General features: G+C 56.3%; 28 protein-coding genes. 13 read left to right on the top strand and 15 right to left on the bottom strand.

Annotated features, from left to right (window positions below):
• Positions 1 to 2: 2 nt before the first annotated feature.
• Both ubiG and GS630_RS19005 read left to right on the top strand, forming a co-directional pair.
• On the top strand, positions 3 to 752 hold the full coding sequence (gene ubiG / locus GS630_RS19000; protein WP_171621130.1) for a bifunctional 2-polyprenyl-6-hydroxyphenol methylase/3-demethylubiquinol 3-O-methyltransferase UbiG: 750 nt from the start codon (positions 3 to 5) through the stop codon (positions 750 to 752).
• A 134-nt stretch (positions 753 to 886) separates the two neighbouring features.
• Entirely contained in the window at positions 887 to 1,405 is a 519-nt protein-coding gene (locus tag GS630_RS19005; RefSeq protein WP_171621131.1) for a hypothetical protein, read from the top strand.
• Positions 1,406 to 1,512: 107 nt separating this feature from the next.
• Here the strand turns inward: GS630_RS19005 and GS630_RS19010 are convergent, their stop codons facing one another.
• Genes GS630_RS19010 through GS630_RS19025 form a run of 4 tightly spaced genes read right to left on the bottom strand, consistent with a single transcriptional unit; the run spans position 1,513 to position 3,859 of the window.
• Positions 1,513 to 1,953 (bottom strand): MarR family winged helix-turn-helix transcriptional regulator, encoded by a 441-nt coding sequence (locus tag GS630_RS19010; protein ID WP_170334681.1) that lies wholly within the window; start codon positions 1,951 to 1,953, stop codon positions 1,513 to 1,515.
• A gap of 15 nt (positions 1,954 to 1,968) precedes the next feature.
• Positions 1,969 to 2,799, bottom strand: coding sequence for a carbon-nitrogen hydrolase family protein (locus GS630_RS19015; protein WP_171621132.1), 831 nt, complete (start codon positions 2,797 to 2,799; stop codon positions 1,969 to 1,971).
• Positions 2,799 to 3,056: a glutaredoxin 3 gene (grxC, locus tag GS630_RS19020; protein WP_171181132.1), complete on the bottom strand. Its 258-nt coding sequence runs from the start codon at positions 3,054 to 3,056 to the stop codon at positions 2,799 to 2,801. Before grxC ends, GS630_RS19015 begins: the two co-directional genes overlap by 1 nt.
• 38 nt (positions 3,057 to 3,094) lie before the next feature.
• Entirely contained in the window at positions 3,095 to 3,859 is a 765-nt protein-coding gene (locus GS630_RS19025; protein WP_253286414.1) for a ComF family protein, read from the bottom strand.
• Between GS630_RS19025 and GS630_RS19030 the strand changes: the two genes are divergently transcribed.
• Positions 3,840 to 4,670 carry an SAM-dependent methyltransferase gene (locus tag GS630_RS19030; RefSeq protein WP_171181130.1) on the top strand — a complete coding sequence of 277 codons (831 nt, stop codon included), beginning with the start codon at positions 3,840 to 3,842 and terminating at the stop codon, positions 4,668 to 4,670. The genes GS630_RS19025 and GS630_RS19030 overlap by 20 nt on opposite strands.
• Positions 4,671 to 4,727: 57 nt before the next feature.
• Positions 4,728 to 5,777, top strand: a complete 1,050-nt coding sequence (hemH, locus tag GS630_RS19035; RefSeq protein WP_171181128.1) for a ferrochelatase — start codon at positions 4,728 to 4,730, stop codon at positions 5,775 to 5,777.
• A 132-nt stretch (positions 5,778 to 5,909) separates the two neighbouring features.
• Here the strand turns inward: hemH and GS630_RS19040 are convergent, their stop codons facing one another.
• The 3 genes from GS630_RS19040 to GS630_RS22535 form a co-directional block, all read right to left on the bottom strand.
• Positions 5,910 to 6,092 (bottom strand): hypothetical protein, encoded by a 183-nt coding sequence (locus GS630_RS19040; RefSeq protein WP_010442520.1) that lies wholly within the window; start codon positions 6,090 to 6,092, stop codon positions 5,910 to 5,912.
• A 139-nt stretch (positions 6,093 to 6,231) separates the two neighbouring features.
• Positions 6,232 to 6,831, bottom strand: a complete 600-nt coding sequence (locus GS630_RS19045; RefSeq protein WP_171181126.1) for a L,D-transpeptidase — start codon at positions 6,829 to 6,831, stop codon at positions 6,232 to 6,234.
• Between the two features lie 45 nt (positions 6,832 to 6,876).
• The gene (locus tag GS630_RS22535; protein ID WP_256368706.1) at positions 6,877 to 7,002 is read right to left on the bottom strand and encodes a hypothetical protein; all 126 of its coding nucleotides are present in this window, start codon (positions 7,000 to 7,002) and stop codon (positions 6,877 to 6,879) included.
• Between GS630_RS22535 and GS630_RS19050 the strand changes: the two genes are divergently transcribed.
• Positions 7,001 to 7,516, top strand: a complete 516-nt coding sequence (locus tag GS630_RS19050; RefSeq protein ID WP_171181124.1) for a CAP domain-containing protein — start codon at positions 7,001 to 7,003, stop codon at positions 7,514 to 7,516. The two genes, GS630_RS22535 and GS630_RS19050, sit on opposite strands and share 2 nt — an antisense overlap.
• A 50-nt stretch (positions 7,517 to 7,566) precedes the next feature.
• Here GS630_RS19050 and GS630_RS19055 read toward each other — a convergent pair whose 3' ends face one another.
• The 7 genes from GS630_RS19055 to GS630_RS19085 all read right to left on the bottom strand — a co-directional run bounded on the left by GS630_RS19055 (position 7,567) and on the right by GS630_RS19085 (position 12,344).
• Entirely contained in the window at positions 7,567 to 8,031 is a 465-nt protein-coding gene (locus GS630_RS19055; RefSeq protein WP_171181242.1) for a PTS sugar transporter subunit IIA, read from the bottom strand.
• Positions 8,032 to 8,089: 58 nt separating this feature from the next.
• Positions 8,090 to 8,653 carry a ribosome hibernation-promoting factor, HPF/YfiA family gene (hpf, locus tag GS630_RS19060; RefSeq protein WP_171181122.1) on the bottom strand — a complete coding sequence of 188 codons (564 nt, stop codon included), beginning with the start codon at positions 8,651 to 8,653 and terminating at the stop codon, positions 8,090 to 8,092.
• Between the two features lie 252 nt (positions 8,654 to 8,905).
• Positions 8,906 to 9,664, bottom strand: a complete 759-nt coding sequence (lptB, locus tag GS630_RS19065) for an LPS export ABC transporter ATP-binding protein (protein WP_171181120.1) — start codon at positions 9,662 to 9,664, stop codon at positions 8,906 to 8,908.
• The gene (locus tag GS630_RS19070; RefSeq protein WP_171181118.1) at positions 9,664 to 10,155 is read right to left on the bottom strand and encodes an LptA/OstA family protein; all 492 of its coding nucleotides are present in this window, start codon (positions 10,153 to 10,155) and stop codon (positions 9,664 to 9,666) included. The genes lptB and GS630_RS19070 overlap by 1 nt, the downstream gene beginning before the upstream one ends.
• A 3-nt stretch (positions 10,156 to 10,158) precedes the next feature.
• Positions 10,159 to 10,758, bottom strand: a complete 600-nt coding sequence (gene lptC, locus GS630_RS19075) for an LPS export ABC transporter periplasmic protein LptC (RefSeq protein WP_171181116.1) — start codon at positions 10,756 to 10,758, stop codon at positions 10,159 to 10,161.
• Between the two features lie 12 nt (positions 10,759 to 10,770).
• A complete protein-coding gene (locus tag GS630_RS19080) occupies positions 10,771 to 11,733 on the bottom strand; it encodes an SIS domain-containing protein (protein WP_171181114.1) in 963 nt (320 codons plus the stop codon).
• A complete protein-coding gene (locus GS630_RS19085) occupies positions 11,730 to 12,344 on the bottom strand; it encodes a ribonuclease D (RefSeq protein ID WP_171181112.1) in 615 nt (204 codons plus the stop codon). The genes GS630_RS19080 and GS630_RS19085 overlap by 4 nt, the downstream gene beginning before the upstream one ends.
• A gap of 133 nt (positions 12,345 to 12,477) precedes the next feature.
• Between GS630_RS19085 and GS630_RS19090 the strand changes: the two genes are divergently transcribed.
• The 8 genes from GS630_RS19090 to GS630_RS19125 all read left to right on the top strand — a co-directional run bounded on the left by GS630_RS19090 (position 12,478) and on the right by GS630_RS19125 (position 19,643).
• Positions 12,478 to 12,735, top strand: coding sequence for a metal-sensing transcriptional repressor (locus tag GS630_RS19090; RefSeq protein ID WP_171181110.1), 258 nt, complete (start codon positions 12,478 to 12,480; stop codon positions 12,733 to 12,735).
• A 3-nt stretch (positions 12,736 to 12,738) separates the two neighbouring features.
• Positions 12,739 to 14,058 carry an MFS transporter gene (locus GS630_RS19095; RefSeq protein WP_171621134.1) on the top strand — a complete coding sequence of 440 codons (1,320 nt, stop codon included), beginning with the start codon at positions 12,739 to 12,741 and terminating at the stop codon, positions 14,056 to 14,058.
• Between the two features lie 52 nt (positions 14,059 to 14,110).
• Entirely contained in the window at positions 14,111 to 14,539 is a 429-nt protein-coding gene (locus tag GS630_RS19100) for an Lrp/AsnC family transcriptional regulator (RefSeq protein WP_171181099.1), read from the top strand.
• A 73-nt stretch (positions 14,540 to 14,612) separates the two neighbouring features.
• The gene (locus GS630_RS19105; RefSeq protein WP_171621135.1) at positions 14,613 to 15,311 is read left to right on the top strand and encodes a lytic transglycosylase domain-containing protein; all 699 of its coding nucleotides are present in this window, start codon (positions 14,613 to 14,615) and stop codon (positions 15,309 to 15,311) included.
• 9 nt (positions 15,312 to 15,320) lie between these two features.
• Entirely contained in the window at positions 15,321 to 17,408 is a 2,088-nt protein-coding gene (flhA, locus tag GS630_RS19110) for a flagellar biosynthesis protein FlhA (protein ID WP_171621136.1), read from the top strand.
• Positions 17,405 to 18,178: a flagellar biosynthetic protein FliR gene (locus GS630_RS19115; RefSeq protein ID WP_371809145.1), complete on the top strand. Its 774-nt coding sequence runs from the start codon at positions 17,405 to 17,407 to the stop codon at positions 18,176 to 18,178. The genes flhA and GS630_RS19115 overlap by 4 nt, the downstream gene beginning before the upstream one ends.
• A complete protein-coding gene (locus tag GS630_RS19120) occupies positions 18,175 to 19,263 on the top strand; it encodes a flagellar biosynthesis protein FlhB (RefSeq protein WP_171621138.1) in 1,089 nt (362 codons plus the stop codon). The genes GS630_RS19115 and GS630_RS19120 overlap by 4 nt, the downstream gene beginning before the upstream one ends.
• Before the next feature lie 29 nt (positions 19,264 to 19,292).
• Positions 19,293 to 19,643, top strand: a complete 351-nt coding sequence (locus tag GS630_RS19125) for a hypothetical protein (protein ID WP_371809146.1) — start codon at positions 19,293 to 19,295, stop codon at positions 19,641 to 19,643.
• A 16-nt stretch (positions 19,644 to 19,659) separates the two neighbouring features.
• Here GS630_RS19125 and GS630_RS19130 read toward each other — a convergent pair whose 3' ends face one another.
• Positions 19,660 to 20,172 (bottom strand): flagellar basal body-associated protein FliL, encoded by a 513-nt coding sequence (locus tag GS630_RS19130; RefSeq protein ID WP_371809144.1) that lies wholly within the window; start codon positions 20,170 to 20,172, stop codon positions 19,660 to 19,662.
• Positions 20,173 to 20,177 lie beyond the last annotated feature (5 nt).

A 20,177-nucleotide genomic window follows, 5' to 3' on the forward strand; every position in this document is an offset into this window, starting at 1 on the left:
GAATGCAAGCGCATCCGAGCACTGTGGACCCGTCCGAGATCGCAAAATTCGAGGCGATGGCGGCGGAATGGTGGGATCCCCACGGGAAATTCAAACCTCTGCACATGCTGAATCCGTGCCGTCTGGATTATATCACACAGCAGATCGCAGGTGAGTTTGACCGTGATCTGACCGCGCAAAACCCGTTCGAGGGTTTGCGCCTGCTGGATATCGGCTGCGGTGGTGGGTTGCTCAGTGAACCGATGGCGCGCTTGGGCGCGGCGGTCGTGGGTGCCGACGCCGCCGAACGCAATCTTCCTGTCGCTCGCATCCATGCGGAACAATCGGGCTTGGAGATTGACTATCGCCACACCACTGCCGAGGACATGGCAGCCGCTGGTGAGCAGTTCGACGTCGTGCTGAACATGGAAGTGGTTGAACACGTGGCCGACCCGCAAAGCTTCCTGACCGCCACGCAACACTTGCTGAAACCCGGTGGGCTGCAGATTTGTTCCACCATAAACCGTAATCCGAAATCATACGCGATGGCGATCTTCGGGGCCGAGGTGGTCATGCGCTGGTTGCCGCGCGGCACGCATGAGTGGAACAAGTTCATCACACCTGACGAACTGTTCGAGCTACTGCGCCAGGCCGGGCTGGACCCGGTGGATCGCAAGGGGTTTGTGTTCAACCCGATCTTGTGGAGCTGGTCGATCTCGGACCGGGACTTGAGCGTGAATTATGTGACGGCGAGCGTGAAGCCGGGGTCATAAAACTGGTGTGGAAAGAAAGAGCATAAAAAACCAAACAATAATTCGAGGCGATCGAAGTTGGCATTCCCGTTGCTGTTGCCTGCCAACACGTCCAAAAAAGCCAATAGATTGGTATTAAAACGATTGGAAAAATTATGTTTGGATGGTTGAAAAAACGAGTTTTAAACGCATCCGCGGATGCAATGAAAAACGATATCGAGCGCTTCACGGCTGGCTTAGAAGGTGCTGATGCCGAAGAAATTTCAACAATGTTGGTTATAGAAAATATTTTAAGGCTTAGAATGTTAGATAGCGGTGTGATTCCAGCCGCAGCACTCGACCTAAGCATCCCTCGGGATGAGGACGTTATGCATCAATGTGACATGTGTTCGTTAAAATTAGTAAATGGTGTAAAGAAATTCCAGAAAATCGGGCAGCCATCTGATGCGGCGGGTGCAATGATATGGCTTCATAGCGTTCGCGCGCTAAATGTTCCGGAAATTCGAGTATGTGGCCGTAAGATGTGGGGTCAGCTTGTTCGCGGCTTTCCTTATGTTGATAACACGCTGGGAACGATGCGAGCCGTAATGGGAACACGGCTTCATGAGAACATTGACGAAGAATTGAGGTTCATTCCAATTGGTTTAGAACCCAGAGAGACAGGTGCAAACTAAAACGGCCGCTTAATCTTAGTGTTTTGTCGCGCAGGTTATTCAAACATGGCCAGTTCTAGCTTAAAACTAGAAACTGACGGACGTCGAAAATTGGAAAGCGTCTACCCCTACTCTCCCTCCAACTGCAACCGTAAATCCCTCAACACCGGCAGCGTGCTGCGGACGCGCTCCAGCCCCAGTTCTCCGACCACGCGGTTGATCAGCGGGGCAATCGACGAAATCGCCTGATCCCGTGCCCGCCGACCGGCGGGGCTGATCGCCACCATCTTGCGGCGGGCGTCGTCCCAGTCGGGGCGGATGTGGATGTATCCGGCCCATTCCAGCTTGGCCAAGGTGTTTGTCATGGCTCCACGCGTGACGTGGAAGGTGCTGGCCAGTTGCGCCGGGGTCCGCTCATCCCCCACAAACACCAGATGGTTCAGCACCGAGAAATGCGAGATTTCCATGCCCTTGGGCAGCACCCGGCTCAGCCGGTTGCGCAACAATTGGTCTGCAGTCAGAATCTCGCTGAACAGCGTGACCGCCAGGGCATTTTTTTCGTCCGTCATAAGTCCGGTTCTGGATCAGGGCCTGTCGAAAGGCCGCACATGCGTCAAAGAGGGCACACGTCGGCGCGCCTCTGTCACAGAACTATCATCCAAATCGAAAATGTGAATGCCCGGATCGGTACCTGCGTCGATCAGCACCTCCCCCCACGGGGCGACAACCATGCTGTGGCCGTGCGTGTAGCGGGTTTTTCCGCGCGTCTTAGGATGTTCTCCGGTCTGTGCCGGAGCCAGCACCCAACACCCGGTCTCGATCGCGCGGGCGCGCAACAGCGATTCCCAATGCGCGGCCCCTGTGACAGGCGAAAACGCCGCTGGAACCGTCAGGATGCGTGCCCCCGCCTGCGCCAGAGCAGCGTGCAAATGGGGGAAGCGGATATCGTAACAAATGGTCAGCCCCACCTTGCCAAAATCGGTCTCGGCAATCACGGCTTTCTCGCCCGGGCGGTAGTTCTTCGATTCGCGGAAGGTCTCGGATTCGGAAACCTGCACGTCAAACATGTGGATTTTGTCATAGCGCGCCACGACCTGACCCTGCGGGTCGATCATGAAGCACCGGTTGGCAAAGCGTCCATCCGTGTCATGGGTTTTAATCCCCAGCGAACCGATCAAAAGCCACACACCCAGTCTGGCGGCCTCTTCGCGCAAACCCGCCAGGGTAATGTCGTCTTCTTCATGCTGCAGAACCTCGCGCTGCCGCGTTGTGCTGGTCGAAACACAGTTCGTAACCTCAGGCGTCAAAATAAACTGCGCGCCTTGCCCAGCCGCCTCGGCCATCATGGCGCGCACCATGTTCAGATTTTCGGCCGGATCGTCCGACGAGGTGATCTGCAGCAGCGCGGTCTTCATCAGGCCGCCAGCAGCCGGTCGAGCTTGCCCTGACGTTCCAGTTCATACAGATCGTCACAGCCGCCTACATGCTGTGTTCCGATGAAGATCTGCGGCACCGTGCGCTTGCCACCGGCCCGTTTGATCATCTCGGGTTTGCGTTTGGGATGCATCAGCACGTCGACTTCTTTGAATTCAACGCCTTTCTGTTTCAGCAGACGTTTGGCCGCATGACAAAAACCGCATAGCGGCGAGGTATAAATTTCTACCGGCTTCATTTTCCGTTCCCTTTGGGTTTCGCGCAATCTTGGGCGAATTAGGCATCCTTGGCAACGCGCGCCAGAGCCAACACGAAAATATGATTTGCTCTTGCATCCTGGCATACACGGGCGCAGGCCGCCAGTGTTGCGCCAGATGTCATCACGTCATCCACTAGCAACACGTCCCGGTCGTTCAGAAGCTGTACCCTGCGCGGGTGGATGCGAATCGCATCTTTCAGGATCTCGGCCCGTTCTTGCGCCGTTTTGCCATCCAGAACCGGTGTCCGTCTTTTTCGCACCAGCAGGTCCGGCACACAGTCCAGCCCACTGTCCTGACCCAGGTGCTGCGCCAACAGGGCCGATTGATTGTAACGCCGTTTGAGTAGACGGGACCAATGCAGCGGCACAGGGGCAATCACCATATCCGGTCGCAACAGCTCATGCGCTGCCTGCGCCATCCAACGCGCTGCCGGGCGGGCTAGCTCGGGCCGGTCGCCATGTTTCAAAGCCAGGATCAGCGCACGCGCCTTTCCATCATAAAGCAACGCTGATCTGCCAGCCTTCCAGGGCGGCGGGGCTTTTAGGCAGTCGTCACACTCGATCCGATACCCATCCTGTGTGCCCATCAGCGGCACTCCGCAGCTGTCGCATACGGTGCCGCCAATAAAGGGCGTTTCGCGCCAACACGCCCCGCACAGGCCAAAATCTGACGCGGTAAGCGCGCCGCATCCCATACAACGAGGCGGGTAAATCAGTGCAAGTGCGGTTTGAATCCGCCGCGCGATGCGATACTTTCGAGCTATGAAGTTGCCCGAGTCCAACGCACCCTCTCTGTTTGATCGCAAAACCATCCTGCGCCACCGCGGACGTGCACAGGATGACGCCTTCTTCCTGCATCGCGCCGCGATTGACGAGGCGCAGGATCGGCTCTCTATAGTTAACAAAGCCTTTACAGCGCCTGCGATCGTGAGCCCGTTTCCACAGCTTTGGGACGGCATTTTTTCGGGAGCTACCTTGGTCCAGGATGACGACGTTCTGGCACTGCAGCCCGGCGCCCATGATCTGGTCATCCACGCGATGGCCCTGCATTGCGCCAATGATCCGGTTGGGCAGCTGATTCAATGCCACAGGTCGCTGCAACCTGACGGGCTTTTGCTGGTCTTATGTTTGGGCGGCGAAACACTTCACGAACTGCGCGCGGCTTTGGGGCAAGCCGAAGTCGAAAGTACAGGCGGGCTGAGCCCCCGTGTCGCACCAATGGCCGAGCTGAGAGATCTGGGCGGGCTGCTACAACGGGCAGGTCTGGCCTTGCCCGTGGCGGATTCGATACCTCTGACGGCGGAATACCGCGACATTTGGCATCTGATGCGCGATCTGCGCCATATGGGCGAAACCAACGCTTTGTCTGCACGGCTAAAACGCCCGACCAGACGGACCGTGTTCGAGGCCGCACAACGTATCTATGCGGATCACTTTTCGACCGACTCAGGCCGCTTGACCGCCACTTTCGAATTGATCTGTCTGACCGGTTGGTCGCCGCACGATAGCCAACCCAAACCCCTGCGCCCAGGATCGGCCCAAGCCCGTCTGGCTGACGCCTTGCGCACCACCGAGGGCAAACTGCCTGATTGACGTGCGGATAAATCCCCTTATCTCAGGCCGGACCATAAGAAATTCAGGAAGTCCCATATGTTCGACGCTATCCGCCCTGCACACGCTCCTACGGATCATCCCAAGATCAGGATGGGCCGCGTCGGCATTCTGCTGGCAAATCTGGGTACACCGGATGACTATACATATTGGCCGATGCGCCGTTATCTGAACGAGTTTCTGTCGGACCAGCGCGTCATCGACTATCCGAAATGGAAATGGCAGCCGATTCTGCAGGCCATAATCCTAAGCAAACGGCCTTTTAGCTCAGGCGAAGCTTATAAATCGATCTGGAATCACGACAAAGGCGAAAGCCCTTTGATGACGATCACCAAGGATCAGACCGCCAAGCTTAAGGCGGCGATGCATGACCGCTATGGCGATCAGGTGATGGTCGATTTTTGTATGCGATATGGCAACCCTTCAACCAAGTCCAAGGTACGTGAAATGGTGGCGGCAGGGTGTGACCGCATTCTGTTCTTCCCGCTCTACCCGCAATACGCAGGCGCAACGACGGCCACAGCCAATGACCAGTTCTTCCGTGCGTTGATGGAAGAGGCCTGGCAACCAGCATCTCGCACTGTGCCCGCCTATTTCGACCAGGCCAGTTACATCGACGCGCTGGCGCAATCTGTCGAGCGCGCCTATGCGGCAATGGAGACAAAACCCGACATTCTGGTCTGTTCGTACCACGGAATGCCAGATCGCTATCTTCAGCAAGGCGATCCCTATCACTGCCAGTGCGCCAAGACATCACGTCTGCTGAAAGAGCGGTTGGGCTGGTCGGATGATCAACTGGTTTCGACCTTCCAATCTCGATTCGGTCCCGAGGAATGGCTGAAGCCTTACACCGTGGATCACGTGGCGGATCTGGCAAAGCAGGGTAAGAAAAACATTGCCGTCATCGCGCCCGCGTTCTCAGCCGATTGCATCGAAACGCTGGAAGAGATCAACGAAGAGATCAAGGAAAGCTTTGAAGAGGCGGGAGGCGAGACCTTCACCTATATTCCATGCCTGAACGACGACGATGCGCACATAGCGGCCCTTGGGAAGGTGGTCGAAGATAACCTGCGCGGTTGGCTGGAATAATTTCGCTCGGGCGATCGCCACGGTGGACGGGCGATTCGTTCAACAATGAATCCCCGAGGGCCGAGACAAACAGTCGGAAATAAAAAAGGCGGTGGATTGCTCCACCGCCTTTTTCAAGAATTCCGTGTTGGCTTAGCTTGCAGCAACAGCAGCAGCAACAACAACCAGCAGGATCAGCGGCAGGATGATGCCCTGCGACGAACCTTGAGTTTCTTCAACAACAACAGGTGCTTCAACAACCGGCTCTTCCAGGTTGCCAGCGTATGCGGTCGAAGCTGCGGCGGTCAGAGCTGCGGCGAGAACGAGTTTTTTCATATTAACCTCCAGAATTTGCACGGTTCCAATGCCCGGAACCGCGCACCTAAGACTTACCTCGTGTTTTTTTCTAATCAGCATTGGCGCTGGATTGCAATTGCAACTTGAGCGCTAAGCGGCTTCGCGAAGGAAAATGTCGTCAAATTAGCAACACTTGCGTGCCGACCTTCGCCATAGAAAACAGTTCAGCAATATCATCGTTGAAGAGGCCAATACAGCCATTCGACGAACGTCGCCCAATTTTGCGCGTATCGTGGGTGCCGTGAATGCGATAATATTTCCAGCCCAGATATAAAGCGTGCGTTCCCAGAGGGTTATCTGGCCCCGGCGGGATATAGTCGGGCCATTCCGGATTTCTTCTCTTCATCGACGGTGTCGGCGACCAACTGGGGCCTTCAACTTTGCGGATCACGCTGGTGCGCCCGCGACGGGTCATCTCTTCGGTCAAAGGCACCGAAGATGGATAGAGTTTGTATACGGATTGATCATCTGACCAATAATGCAGCGCGCGAGACACGGTATCGACCAGAATAGCGCCGTTTCTGGTGTTCGAGAAATACGGCTGCCAGTCCAAAGCCCGGAAACCGGACACGTTGCGACGCACGGGCGGCTCGGGTTCAGGCGCGGGGCGCAGCGGATCACCTGGAATGTACTGGGCCAGCGCCGGAGACGCCAACGACGCGGTAGCACCGGTCAGAAACCCCCGGCGTGTGGGCGACAGAAAACGCTTTTTGTCCATGACAATGGGTCCTGTGTTCTGGAGAGTTCTGAAATCTGGCCTATTCTATTGCGAGAATGCTTCAGTCGCAAACCAAACCGGCAGAATCACGCGAGTAATGACGAATGTACGTTTGCTCAGCGCAGTCAGGCACGCTATGCCGGGTGACAACACAATTATCAGGTCGATCATGACGCGTATCGTTTCTTTACTGTTGATTTGCTTTGTCGCACTTGCGGCATGTACTGACACCCGCACCACGGCCATTGGCGCAGATGGCCGCCCCTTGCCGACGGTTTACAAGATTCGCGGCAACCCGGAAAAGCTGCAGTTCCGTATGTTGGATTCGGTCAACGCTCTGCGGCAGGCTCAGGGTCTGCAGGCAGTGCAGTTGAACTCTCAGCTTAACGCGGCGGCAGCAACGCATTCCAAGGATATGGCCCGACAAAACCGGCCCTGGCACTTTGGGTCAGATGGTTCTTCGCCGATCGATCGGGCCGCGCGGGTCGGGTATTTCGGCACATTTCTGGGCGAGGCCATTTCCGAAACCTACGAGACCGAGACCGAGACACTGGCAGCCTGGATGCAAGAACCGGGACCGCGCGCTGTCATCATGGACCCTAAGGCAACCCAGATGGGGTTCGCCTGGCATCAGGAAAGCGGTGGAAAAATCTGGTGGACGCTGGAAATGGGATCCGGCGGCTGATCCAGATCTGCCTAAAAAAGCCCCCGGAAAACGGGGGCTTTTTTAGTCTTTTAAGCAGCTTGCATAGATTGAGCTTCGGTCAATATCGCATAGAGCTTAACCGGATCTGGGTTCGCTCGCAGCTTGGTGCAGACCGAAGTATCTCGCAACGTGCGCGACACCAATGCCAGCGCCTTGAGATGATCCACGCCCGCCTCTTCCGGCGCAAACAGCGCAAAAGCGATGTCTACAGGCTGTCGATCAACCGACCCGAAATCGATGGGTTTTTCCAGCATGACAAACACGCCCGAAACCGCTTCAAGCCCGGCCAGGCGCGCATGCGGCAAAGCCACACCATGCCCAACGCCAGTGGGGCCAAGGCTTTCGCGCTCAAGCAGGCAATCAACGACGGCCTGAGCATCAAGGCTCCGGGTCGCGGCGGCGACGTCGCCGATTTCCTGAAACAACCGCTTCTTGCTGGAAGCGGCCGAGAGTACACGTACTGCCTCGGGCTTGAGAATGCTCGAAAGCTCCATGATCACGCTCCATGGAACGGCACCCGCCTTGGCGGGTGCGGTCCCGTTTTCTTGCCTGTTACGGATCGATCCAGCCGATGTTACCGTCATCGCGACGGTAGACAACGTTCAATCCATCCTTGTTCTCATTCCTGAACACCAGCACCGGAGCGCCAGCAAGTTCCATTTGCATCACGGCTTCCCCAACGCTCAGAGACGGAATTTTCGTCTCCATCTCAGCCACAATCATGGGCTGCAGCGATTCGGGTTCGTTTGCCGTGTCCGATTCGTCAGAGGCGAGGATATAAGAGGACGCACCAAAGAGTTCAACCGGCTCTGAACGGTCCTTGTGGTGATCCTTCAGTCGGCGCTTATAGCGGCGCAGTTGGGTTTCCATCTTGTCACAGCATGCCTCGAATGCTGCATAAATCTCAGTTGCGTGCGCCTTGGCCTGGGCGGTAAGGCCCGTCGACAGATGCACAGTTGTTTCGCATACATATTCATGCGCTGAACGGGAAAAGACGACGTTGGCATCTGTTGGCCGCTGAGCATATTTGCCCACAACCTCGCCCAGCTCGGTCTGCACGTGTGTCTGCAGGGCCGCGCCGATGTCGATCTGTTTTCCGCTGATTTGGTAACGCATGTGATCTCCTTCACAATTCACACCCATTCTGACGTCGCAGTCCGCGACGAACTTGTTTTTATCGGGTGGGGGGTCGCGACATTTTCTGCGGTTGCCTTAAAACCTGCCCTTCGAAGAAGGGACATCGAGATCCAGACTGGAACCGAGTAAATGCCATAGACCAATTGAGGCAAGAGACGAAGGAAGAGTCAATCAAAACAGGCGTGTATATACGCGATTTCCGTCGTGAACCGGATGCCATTCAGCACAACCCTATGAAATACGGAAGTTTTCGCCCAAATAGACCCGACGCACATTCTCGTTTTCGACAACTTCATCAGGTGTGCCAGACATCAGCACCTGGCCATCATGCAGGATATAGGCGCGATCCACAATTTCCAGCGTTTCCCGGACGTTGTGATCTGTGATCAGAACACCGATTCCCCGTTTTTTCAGGTCAGCCACCAGATGCCGAATATCCCCGACACTGATCGGGTCGACGCCTGCAAAGGGTTCGTCCAAGAGCAGATATTTCGGATCTGCTGCCAAACAGCGCGCGATCTCGACACGGCGGCGCTCACCACCCGAAAGCGCCAAGGCCGGGGCCCGGCGCAAATGCTCGATAGAGAAATCAGACAGCAGTTCTTCCAGCCGCTCTTTGCGCCGATGGGCGTGTGCGACAGTGATGTCCAGAACGGCGGCGATGTTGTCCTCGACGCTCATCCCGCGGAAAATCGACATTTCCTGTGGCAGATAGCCGATCCCCATTCGAGCGCGCCGATACATCGGCAAGGTCGTGACATTCTGGCCGTCGATTGTCACTTTACCCGCCTCGGGAAACACAAGACCCGCCACGGAATAGAAAGTTGTGGTTTTACCCGATCCGTTTGGTCCCAGCAGCGCCACGACCTCGGACCGGTCCAGTGTCATGGAAACCTCTCGGATAACCGTCTTTTTCCGATAAGACTTTCGCAGCTTCTCGATACGTAGGCCTGAACTGCCCTCGGCCACAGAAAGCTCGGGGCGCGCCATCAGTTGTTGCCCTGCTGCAAGATCGTTTTGACACGCCCTGTCATCGTTGCGGTACCCGTCGTCAGATTGGCGTTCATCTGATCGCCGCTGATAACACTGGGGCCCTGTGTCAGAAGGACGTTCCCCTTCATCACGATCACGCCCGAGTCGATTGTGTATTCTGCCCAATCGCCTTCAGCAGCGTCAGGTGGGCTGACCAGAACCACGTTTTCGCTTGCCTCCATCCGTTCGATGGCCGAGCGTTCCTGATTGTAGATCACCAAAACCCGTTCAGCTGTCAGCCGCATTTCACCCTGTACAACGATGACATCTCCAAGGAACTCGGCAGAGCCGTCTTCCTGGTTCACATTCAGCGTTTCAGACGTCACCTCGACCGGCAGACTTGGGTCGGCATTCGCAGAACCAAAGGCCACCTGCGCTTCTTGCGCAGTCGCGGACCCGGCACCCACAATTACAGCGAGACACAGAGGAACAAAACGAAAATCGAACACAGGTTATCTTTCTGCCTTTTCAGGCTCGTATATCAGCTTCACGCCATCTGTAAAAACAATATGGACGGGACCATCCTTTTTTTCAGTTCCAAAGGTCATGCGCCCGGCGGAAAAGTTGCCGATCGGCCCGGTTCCGTTCACCTGCCCCGGTGTGTCGCCGCGAATTTCGTCCAGCGACGTGTTGAGCAGATCTGTTGTGACCTGAAGACCATCCGCTGTGGTGATCACCACGTCGCCGACAAAGGTGGCCGTGCCCTCATCCGGACGAATTAACCCAGAGTTGGAATCCAATGTGATCGTTCCGCCATTCAGTAAACCAAACCGGCCGCGGAATTCAGACGCTGCCGGAGTTGACCCTTCGCTGCCTTGGGTGGCCTGCGTGGCTTCAATTTGCACATCTTCGCCTTTGCGGGTTGTACCCTGGTAATTTGGCTGGGTCACGACTTGCTGCGCCAGCCGTTCATCAATGTCATTTTGCGCGAAAGGCACTGACACATTTGTTTCGATGCTGCGGGACAGCAGAAAGACAGTGGACAGCAAGACGATGGCCGCAAGCGGCAACAGGACCTTCAGGAACTGCACCATGCGGGAATATCTGTCCACTTCGCCCCCCCCTCAGCCCAGACCGACGCGCAAACAATCGTGGATATGCAACAAGCCCTGTGCTTGTCCATCCGCCTCGGGGTCGACCACAAACAGCGAAGTGATCTTGCGATCATTCATGATCGCGACCGCTTCTTCGGCCAGTGCGTTGGGAGCAATGGTCATCGGATCACGGGTCATGACATCTTGCGTGCTCTTGTCCAACAGCCCGTCCATGTTACGACGCAAATCGCCATCGGTGACAATGCCCAGCAGACGGCCTGCGTCATCGGTAACACCAACGACACCAAAGCTTTTTTGGCTCATGACCAGCAAAGCCTCGCTCATCGGAGTGCCCGATGCGACAACAGGCATATCCGAATGCATCAGGTCGCGCACCTTACTGAGCTGCGCGCCGAGTTTACCGCCAGGGTGGAAGTCGCGGAAATTCTCGGGCTTGAAATCCCGGTACTTCATCAAAGCAATCGCCAGCGCATCGCCCATTGCCAAAGTCAATGTCGTCGAGATCGAAGGCACCATGCCAAAGCCACATGCCTCACCCATTGACGGGATCAGCAGATGTACATCCGCCTGCTTCATAAGCGTGCTCTGGGGCTTACTGGACAAGCCGATCAGCGGAATGCCAAAGCGTCGGGTAAATGCCAACATGTTGGCCAGTTCCGGAGCCTCGCCCGAGTTTGAGATCGCCAGGACAACATCGCCCTTGGATACCATCCCCAGATCGCCATGGCTGGCCTCGGCCGGATGAACAAAATAGGCCGGCGTACCCGTGCTGGCCAGAGTCGCAGCAATCTTGTGACCGATATGGCCTGATTTGCCGATCCCGCTGACAATGATGCGACCCGTTGCTTGCAGGATCAGTTGCACAGCCTCGGCAAAGTGTTCATCAAGGCTTTCGGCCAGCACGTCAAGGGCGCGGGCTTCATCAGTGACAACCTGTCGGGCAGTTCTTAGAAAGGCTTCGGTATCGGTCATGAGTGCGCAAAGATATCCGTTTCGGGCCAACCGGCGAGGTCCAGCTTCGCACGCATTGGCAAGAAATCAAAACACGCCTGCGCCATCTCGGTCCGGTCCTCGCGGGCCAGCCGTTTGTTCAATTCGTCCCGCAGGCGGTGCAGGTACAGAACGTCCGATGCCGCATAGTCCAACTGAGCGTCCGTCAGGGTTTCAGCGCCCCAATCGCTCATTTGCTGTTGTTTCGAGATATCGACACCGATCAGTTCCTGGCACAGGTTTTTCAGCCCGTGCCGGTCCGTATAAGTGCGCACCAACCGGCTGGCGATCTTGGTGCAGTAAACCGGTGCAGCCAACGCGCCAAAGGTGTGATACATCGCGGCAATGTCGAAACGCCCAAAGTGGAACAGCTTAAGCACGTCGGGGTTTTCCAGCATGGCGCACAGGTTCGGCGCTGCGGTCTGGCCCCGTTCAACCTGAACAATATGGCTGTTGCCGTCACCACCCGACATCTGGATCACGCACAAGCGGTCGCGATGCGGGTTTAACCCCATGGTTTCGCAGTCAATGGCCACAATGGGCCCCAAATCCAGCCCGTCCGGCAGATCGTTTTTGTACAAATGGTTCGCCACGCAACTATTCCTCTGAGCGCTTTCGCCTCCGAGATAGGCGGTTTGGTCCATAAACTCAACGCCGTCCAAAAATCGCGGTCATTTCATCACCAAGCAATTGATTTTATCCTCAAGGGGGGGATAAGGATAAATCATGCCAAATCACAAACATGAGTCGCACCCACAAATCACGGCCCGGCTGAAACGCGCCCACGGTCATTTGGCCAAGGTCATTGCCATGCTGGAAGAACACGCCCCCTGTTCAGACGTCGCACAACAGCTTTTCGCTGTTGAAAGGGCCGTCACCAATGCCAAGCGCGCTTTGATCCATGATCATATCGACCATTGCCTGTCTTCTGAAGACGGTGGCAGCGGGATCGAAGACTTCAAAACGATTACGAAATACCTTTGAACCATGCTGAGCATTCTTAGAAACCGCACCTACCGCCACCTGTTCCTCGCCCAGATCGTCGCCCTGACCGGAACCGGGTTGGCCACGGTTGCGTTGGGTTTGCTTGCTTTTGAACTGGCAGGGGACGCCGCTGGCCTTGTGCTGGGCACCGCGTTGACGATCAAGATGGTGGCCTATGTCACCGTCGCCCCATTGGCGGCCGCATTTGCCGAACGCCTGGATCGTCGCAAAATGCTGGTTTTTCTGGACCTTATCCGCGCTGCTGTTGCGGTATGCCTGCCTTTTGTAACTGAAGTCTGGCAGGTCTATGTATTGATTTTCGTACTACAATCAGCCTCGGCGGGATTCACGCCTGCCTTTCAGGCAACGATTCCTGACGTGTTACCTGATGAGGCTGAATACACACGCGCGTTGTCTCTGTCGCGCCTAGCTTATGACATGGAAAGCTTGCTCAGCCCCATGTTTGCCGCAGCCCTGCTGCTGCTTGTCAGCTTCAACAGCCTGTTCTGGGGCACTGCATTGGGTTTTTTGGCTTCTGCTTTACTTGTGATTTCAGTCGGGCTGCCTTCTCCAAGGCCAACCAAACCCCGCGGCATTTATGACCGCACGACACGCGGTATTCGCATTTATCTGAAGACACCCCGGTTGCGTGGGTTGCTTTCGCTCAGTTGGAGCGCAGCCGCGTTGAGTTCGATGGTTATCGTCAACACTGTGGTCGTCGTGCGCGCCAATCTGGGCCTGTCGGAAAGCGCCGTGGCCATAGCCTTGGCCGGGTTCGGAGGCGGATCGATGCTGGCAGCCTTTACTTTGCCTCGCCTTCTGGATCGGATCGAAGACCGTCGCGTCATGCTCTCGGGGGCCGTTTTTGCTACAGGATCGATGGCCGTCGCTGCGGTTCTTGCAGCAACTGTTCCCTTGTCACTGGGTCTGCTGACCCTGTTGTGGGCCTTTACAGGTTTCGGATATTCCACAACGCTCACACCTTCGGGCCGCTTATTAACCCGGTCGGCGCAGCCCGAAGACCGCCCTGCCGTGTTCGCCGCACAGTTCACCCTGTCGCATGGCTGCTGGTTGGTTCTTTACCCACTGGCAGGATGGCTGATGACCGTGTACGGGCCGACCGTTACCCTCAGCAGCATGGCGACATTGTCCGTGGTGGGCGTTGTAGGTGCAATCAGCCTTTGGCCGCGGCTTGATAAGGAACCGATCCTTCACGATCATCCGGATTTACCGCCCGATCACCCGCACCTGGCCGGGTCAGGCCCGCATGTACATCCAATTATCATTGACGATCTGCACCCGCACTTCCCGCGTGAGCCTTGAGCAAGAGCTTCGATCTGCACTAAACCCGGACTCGTCGAATACCGGAGCCCCAATGGACCAGCTAGACCGTCGCATCATCGCCGCACTGCAAGCCAATGCGCGTGCATCGACAACACAGATCGCAGCCACACTGGGCGTCGCGCGCACGACGGTACATGAGCGGATCAACCGGATGGAACAGCGCGGCATCATCACGGGGTATTCCGTGCGCCTTGGGGCGACGGAAGATACACCCAAGGTTCAGGTGATCGTCATGCTGGAGGTGCAGCAAAAAGAAACGACCCGCATCATCAAACGGCTCGAAGCCTACCCCGAAGTCAAATTGTGTCTGTCAATCAACGGTGAATTCGACCTTATGCTTTCGGCTGAAGCACCCCGGTTGGAAGATCTGGACATTCTGGTCGACGACCTGGCCAAGATTCCCGGCGTCCTGCGCACCAATACCAGCGTTGTCTTTGGGCGCAGGATCGATCGAAACTGAAGCGGCGATAACCCTCTGTAAACCGATTATTGGCTAGCTTGGCCGGGACAGTTCAGAATCCCGGACCGGCAGAATGCCAATTCGAAAGCTTTCGTTTTTCATCATGTTCCTGCTTGGCGCGCTGGCTCAGGCAGTGTTTGCCGCGCCCAATGCCCATACACGGGATCTGTGCGATCAAGCCGCGCAACGTGCGGCTTTGTCTGAAGGGGTACCTGTGGATGTATTGCGCGCCATCTCACGCGTTGAAACCGGCCGTACACTTGCGGGGCATTTTGCACCCTGGCCATGGACCATCAACGCCGAAGGTCAGGGATACTGGTTCGCGACCGAAGATGAAGCCAAAGCCCATGTTTTCAAGATCTTCAAAGCAGGTGCGCGCAGCTTTGATGTCGGCTGTTTCCAGATCAACTATCGCTGGCACGGCAAGGCCTTCCGCTCGATCGACGCGATGTTCGACCCCGATGAGAACGCCAGCTACGCCGCCCGCTTCCTGAAAGACCTGTATACCGAGCTTGGCACGTGGCCCGCTGCCGCCGGGGCCTATCATTCCCGTACGGAATCGCTGGCCAAAGCGTACACAAGGCGGTTTCAGGCCGTGTTGGCCCAGCTTAGCGGCGAGACCTCGCCTCGGCTTGCAGCCATGTCACGCGATCCGTTCACCGGGACAGGAACACCTTTGATCCCCCTGCGGTCAAGCGTGAAGCACGGTGGGGCATTGGGCTCTTTGGTCCCGACCGCGGGCGCCGCCACCGCATTTATCGCGTTCAACTAGGAGTTTCGTGTGCCCAAAATCGACGCCCGATCCCTGTTTTCACCCACAGTTCTTCTGGCACTGGCTCTGATGACGGTCATCGTAATGATGATCCTTCCGATGCCAGCCTGGGTGCTGGATGTGGGGCTTGCCGCATCGTTTGCCTTGGCCATCCTGATTTTCACACTGACCCTGTTCATCGAAAGACCTCTGGATTTTTCGTCCTTCCCAACGATCCTTCTGGCATCCCTTATGCTGCGGTTGTCGCTGAATGTGTCCTCGACAAAACTGATCATCGGGCAAGGACATACCGGCCCAAACGCGGCGGGTGATGTGATCGAAGGGTTTGCCAATTTCGTCATGGGCGGCAGTATTTTTCTGGGCCTTGTGGTGTTTGGCGTCCTGTTGATTGTAAACTTCATGGTCATCACCAAAGGTGCGGCCCGGATGGCCGAGGTCGGCGCGCGTTTTGCCCTGGACGGGATGCCGGGCAAACAGCTTGCCATCGACAGTGACATGTCCGCCGGGGCCATTGACCACCAGCAGGCCAAGGAAAGACGCGAACGCGAACAGCAGGAAACAACGTTTTTCGGCTCGCTCGACGGTGCGTCGAAATTCGTCAAGGGTGACGCCATTGCCGGTCTGCTGATCACTTTGCTGAACCTTGTGATGGGTCTGATCATGGGCGTAATCGTGCACGGAATGCCCGTGGCATCGGCGTTCGAGACTTATGCGATCCTGACCGTTGGCGACGGGTTGGTGTCGCAAATTCCGGCCGTGATCATCTCTATCGCTTCCGCTTTGTTGCTGGCACGCGGCGGCACGCAAGGGGCTACGGACAACGCCATCTTCTCGCAGTTGGGCCGCCACCCGGCGGCCCTGTCCACAGTGGCGGTTCTGATGGTCCTGTTTGCGTTGGTGCCCGGACTACCGTTTCTGCCCTTCATTCTTGGGGCAGGTGTCTTGGGATACGCGGCCTATTCCGTCCATCGCAAACGGCAAGAGGAAGAAACCGCGGCGCAGCTGCCCGCGACCGAAACGGATACACCAATTACTCAGGCCATCGGAGATATCCTTGATTTGGACGATGTGCACCTTGAGTTCGCCCCCGATCTGGTCAGCATGGTGCTGAACCTAGGTACTGGCCTAGATGCCCGGATCGCCAATATGCGCACCTATGTGGCGTCAACCTTTGGGTTGATCCTGCCTGAAATACGTCTGACGGACCGCGCCGATCTGCCAACCGGGACCTATGTGATCAAGGTTCACGGTGTCGAACAGGCGCGCGGCGTTCTCAATCCGGATCTTGTTTTGGCCCTTGTACAGGACGGGTTTGATCTGCTTCCAGAAGGCAACGATGTGACCGAGCCCGTCTATGGCGCACCTGCCCGCTGGATTCTTCCGAAAGATCAGGAAGACGCGGCGCTGAGCGGCGCTACCATCGTCTCGCCTCCCGAGATTTTGGCCACCCATCTTCTTGAGATCATCAAACAGAATTTCTCGCGCCTGCTGACGTTGAAGTCCCTGCGTCGCCTGCTGTCCGAAATGACCCGGCTCAGTGACCCGGTGCGCGCCGAAGCCAACCGAAAACTGTTGGACGAACTGATCCCGGACAAGGTGCCCATCGACACCCTGCACGCGGTTCTGCGCCTGTTGCTCGATGAACGCGTGTCGATCCGAAACATGGCCCTAATCCTGGAAAGCGTGGCCGAAGCGCGACTGACCACAACCCAACCTGAAGGCATCTGTGAGCTGGTGCGTCAACGCCTTGGCTTCCAATTGGTTGCCGACATGAAGCGCGAGGATGGCTCGATCCCACTGATCCAGTTGGACCCTGAATGGGAGGACACGTTTGCCACCTACCAGATCGACGCGCCCAATGCCGGGCTGGATGTCGCACTGCCGCCAAACTTGTTCAACAAACTGGCTGACGGCGTGGTCAGCAGCGTCGCCAAATCCGCCGATAGCGGCCTGTTCCCTGCTGTTGTGACTTCGACCCGGCGGCGGCGATTGTTGCGCACAATCATGCACGCACGTGGCATCACCAACCCCGTTCTGTCCTTCGAAGAAATCGGTCTGGAAGCCAAACCCGCCTTGGTCGGAACCGTCCCGACGTGATTGCTCTGCCGCCAGAATTGATGTCGCAGCTATCCGACACTCTGTGGCAAGCCTTTGTCGTGTTCTTGCGCGTTTCAGCGCTTGTTTCGCTGCTGCCTGCCTTTGGTGAGCGCAGTATTCCCACACGGGTCAAACTTGGCATTTCCATCGCGTTTACCTTGATCATTCTGCCTGCTATTTCAGCTATCTCCTTCGAAACCAGTCTTTTGACAGTGGTGCGCCTGGTCGGAACCGAGGTCCTGATTGGGTTCGCCCTTGGGATTGGATTGCGTCTGTTCGTCCTAGCCTTACAAACGGCGGGATCCATCGCGGCTCAGTCCACCTCCCTGTCCCAGCTTCTTGGCGGTGCATCTGTCGATCCGGTTCCCGCCATGGGATATCTCTTGACGCTGGCTGGTTTGACACTCGCCGTCATTATGGGGCTGCATGTGCGGGCTGCGCAGTTCTTGATCCACAGTTACACGTTGTTTCCAGCCGGCTTGCTTCCTGGGGCTGCCGATATCTCGCGCTGGGGTGTTCAGCAGATTACACATAGTTTTGGGTTGGCCTTTGCTCTGGCCACGCCTTTTGTCATCGCCTCATTGATCTACAATCTGGCGCTGGGCGTCATCAACCGGGCCATGCCACAGCTGATGGTCGCTTTCGTAGGTGCACCCGCAATCACTTTTGCCGGGCTGTTCCTGCTGTTTGCCGGTACACCGCTAATCCTTTCGGTGTGGTCTGACGCGCTGATGGCGTTTTTTGTGAACCCGGTCGGACCGCAGCCATGAGTGGGGGCGGCGACGACAGTGACAAATCTTACGAACCGACACCGCAAAAGCTGCAAAAAGCGCGCGAAAAGGGTGAAGTTCCCAAATCCAATGATTTGTCCGTCGTGGCCGCGTACACCGGGTTACTGATCGCGCTCATGACGGCTGGGAAATACACTGTCGAACAAATGGGCACCGTGTTCATGGTTTTGATCGAACAATCCGACCAGATTGCGCGGCTTTTGACAGATGGGCCTTCAAACGCTCCGACTGCGGGGATTTTAAAAGGGGCTTTGATGCCTGTGGCCTTGCTGTTTTGCCTGCCGGCAGCGGCCGTGTTGTTGAACCTGATCGCCCAGCGCGCCTTGATATTTGCCCCAAGCAAACTGAAACCAAAGCTCTCACGCATCTCGCTTGTGTCGAATGCCAAGAACAAGTTTGGCCGCGGCGGGCTTTTTGAATTCGCCAAAAGTGCGATCAAGCTGGTGATCTACAGCACGTGTCTTGCGCTGTTTCTCAAAGCAAACCTGACCGAAATACTGTCGGCCAGCGCGGCACCGGCCAAGTCATCCATCCTGTTGATGATGAACCTATTGTTTCGTTTTTTGTTTATCGTGATCGCCATTGCCCTGGTCATCGGGGTCGTCGATTTTATGTGGCAATACGCCGAGCATATGCGCAAAAACCGTATGTCGCGCAAGGAAATCCAAGACGAAACCAAAGACGCCGAAGGTGACCCTCATGTCAAACAGCACCGCCGTCAGCGCGCGCAAGAAATTGCCACCAACCAGATGATTTCAGATGTGCCCGGCGCAGATGTCGTGATCGTTAACCCCACCCATTTTGCAGTTGCGTTGAAATGGTCCCGAACTATCGGCAGCGCACCCGTTTGCGTCGCCAAAGGAGTCGACGAAGTAGCAGCAGCCATTCGAACCGCCGCAAGCGAAGCCGGGGTTCCGATCCACTCGGATCCACCCACAGCCCGCGCGCTTCACGCAACTGTCGAGATAGGGCAGGAAATCGCCGAAGAGTATTATCGGCCCGTGGCGGCTGCGATCCGGTTTGCCGAAGCAATGCGAAAACGCGCCAAGGAGCAGATCCGATGAAACACACCCAAATCCCGGCTTTGGAAAAAGTGACAGAGGCCACATTTCAAAAAAAGTTTCAGGAATTGCGGCCGATCCTGGACGCTGAGGCGAGGGTTCGGCAACAGCTTGCAAAACTGGATTTGCAGCTGAGTCAAGTGCGAACGGAAAGCGACAAAACCGAAGGATACCAAGTTTCCGGAACCGACATTCTGTGGAACGGGTGGGAGTCCGCCACACGGCGCCAGCTCAATATGCAAGTTGCCCAGATTCGAGCACAAAAACTTGCGGCGGTGGAGGCGCTTCGCTTTGCGTTTGGGCGTAAACAAGCCGTCGAAGCTCTGGGGGAGAAATTTCATCAGAAACACAGCCTCAAAGCCGCCCGAAAGCTGGTCGAATAAAAACCAAGCATTTTTTTTAGACGTCTTGCCGGTTTACGCTCATGATCAGCACTTCTGTGACGTTATCGCCCAGATCTTTGCGCGCGACTTCCAACAAGGATTTTCGCAGGATGTCCAAATTACCGGACTCTGTGAAAACGCCGTCGAACCCACCTGAATTTGCATGATCAAACAAAACCTGAAGGAAACGATCCCGCAGTTTTGGTTCAATTGCATAGAACCTGTCTGTGATCGAGGGATCAGCCTCGAGGCTCAGAGTCAAAGTCACCATGGCGTCTATCGAATCATCTTTCACGACCGGAACAACAAACTGCTTGATCATCTTCAGAAACTCTGATCCGCCGCCATCTTTCTTTTTCGACGTCTTGGGCTTGCCCTGCTCTTTGCCTTTGTCATTTCCCTTAAGCGCTGCATCCTTGTCGGGTGTGGCATCCTCGGGCTTTTGCGCCGGAGCCAAGTATAGCCCGGCGCCAACACCCGCCCCCAGTCCAACAACCAGGAAAAGAACTGGAATCAGTTTTGCGATCACACCTG

Source organism: Ruegeria sp. HKCCD7303 (genome assembly GCF_013111185.1).
In the GTDB taxonomy this organism is placed as follows: domain Bacteria; phylum Pseudomonadota; class Alphaproteobacteria; order Rhodobacterales; family Rhodobacteraceae; genus Ruegeria.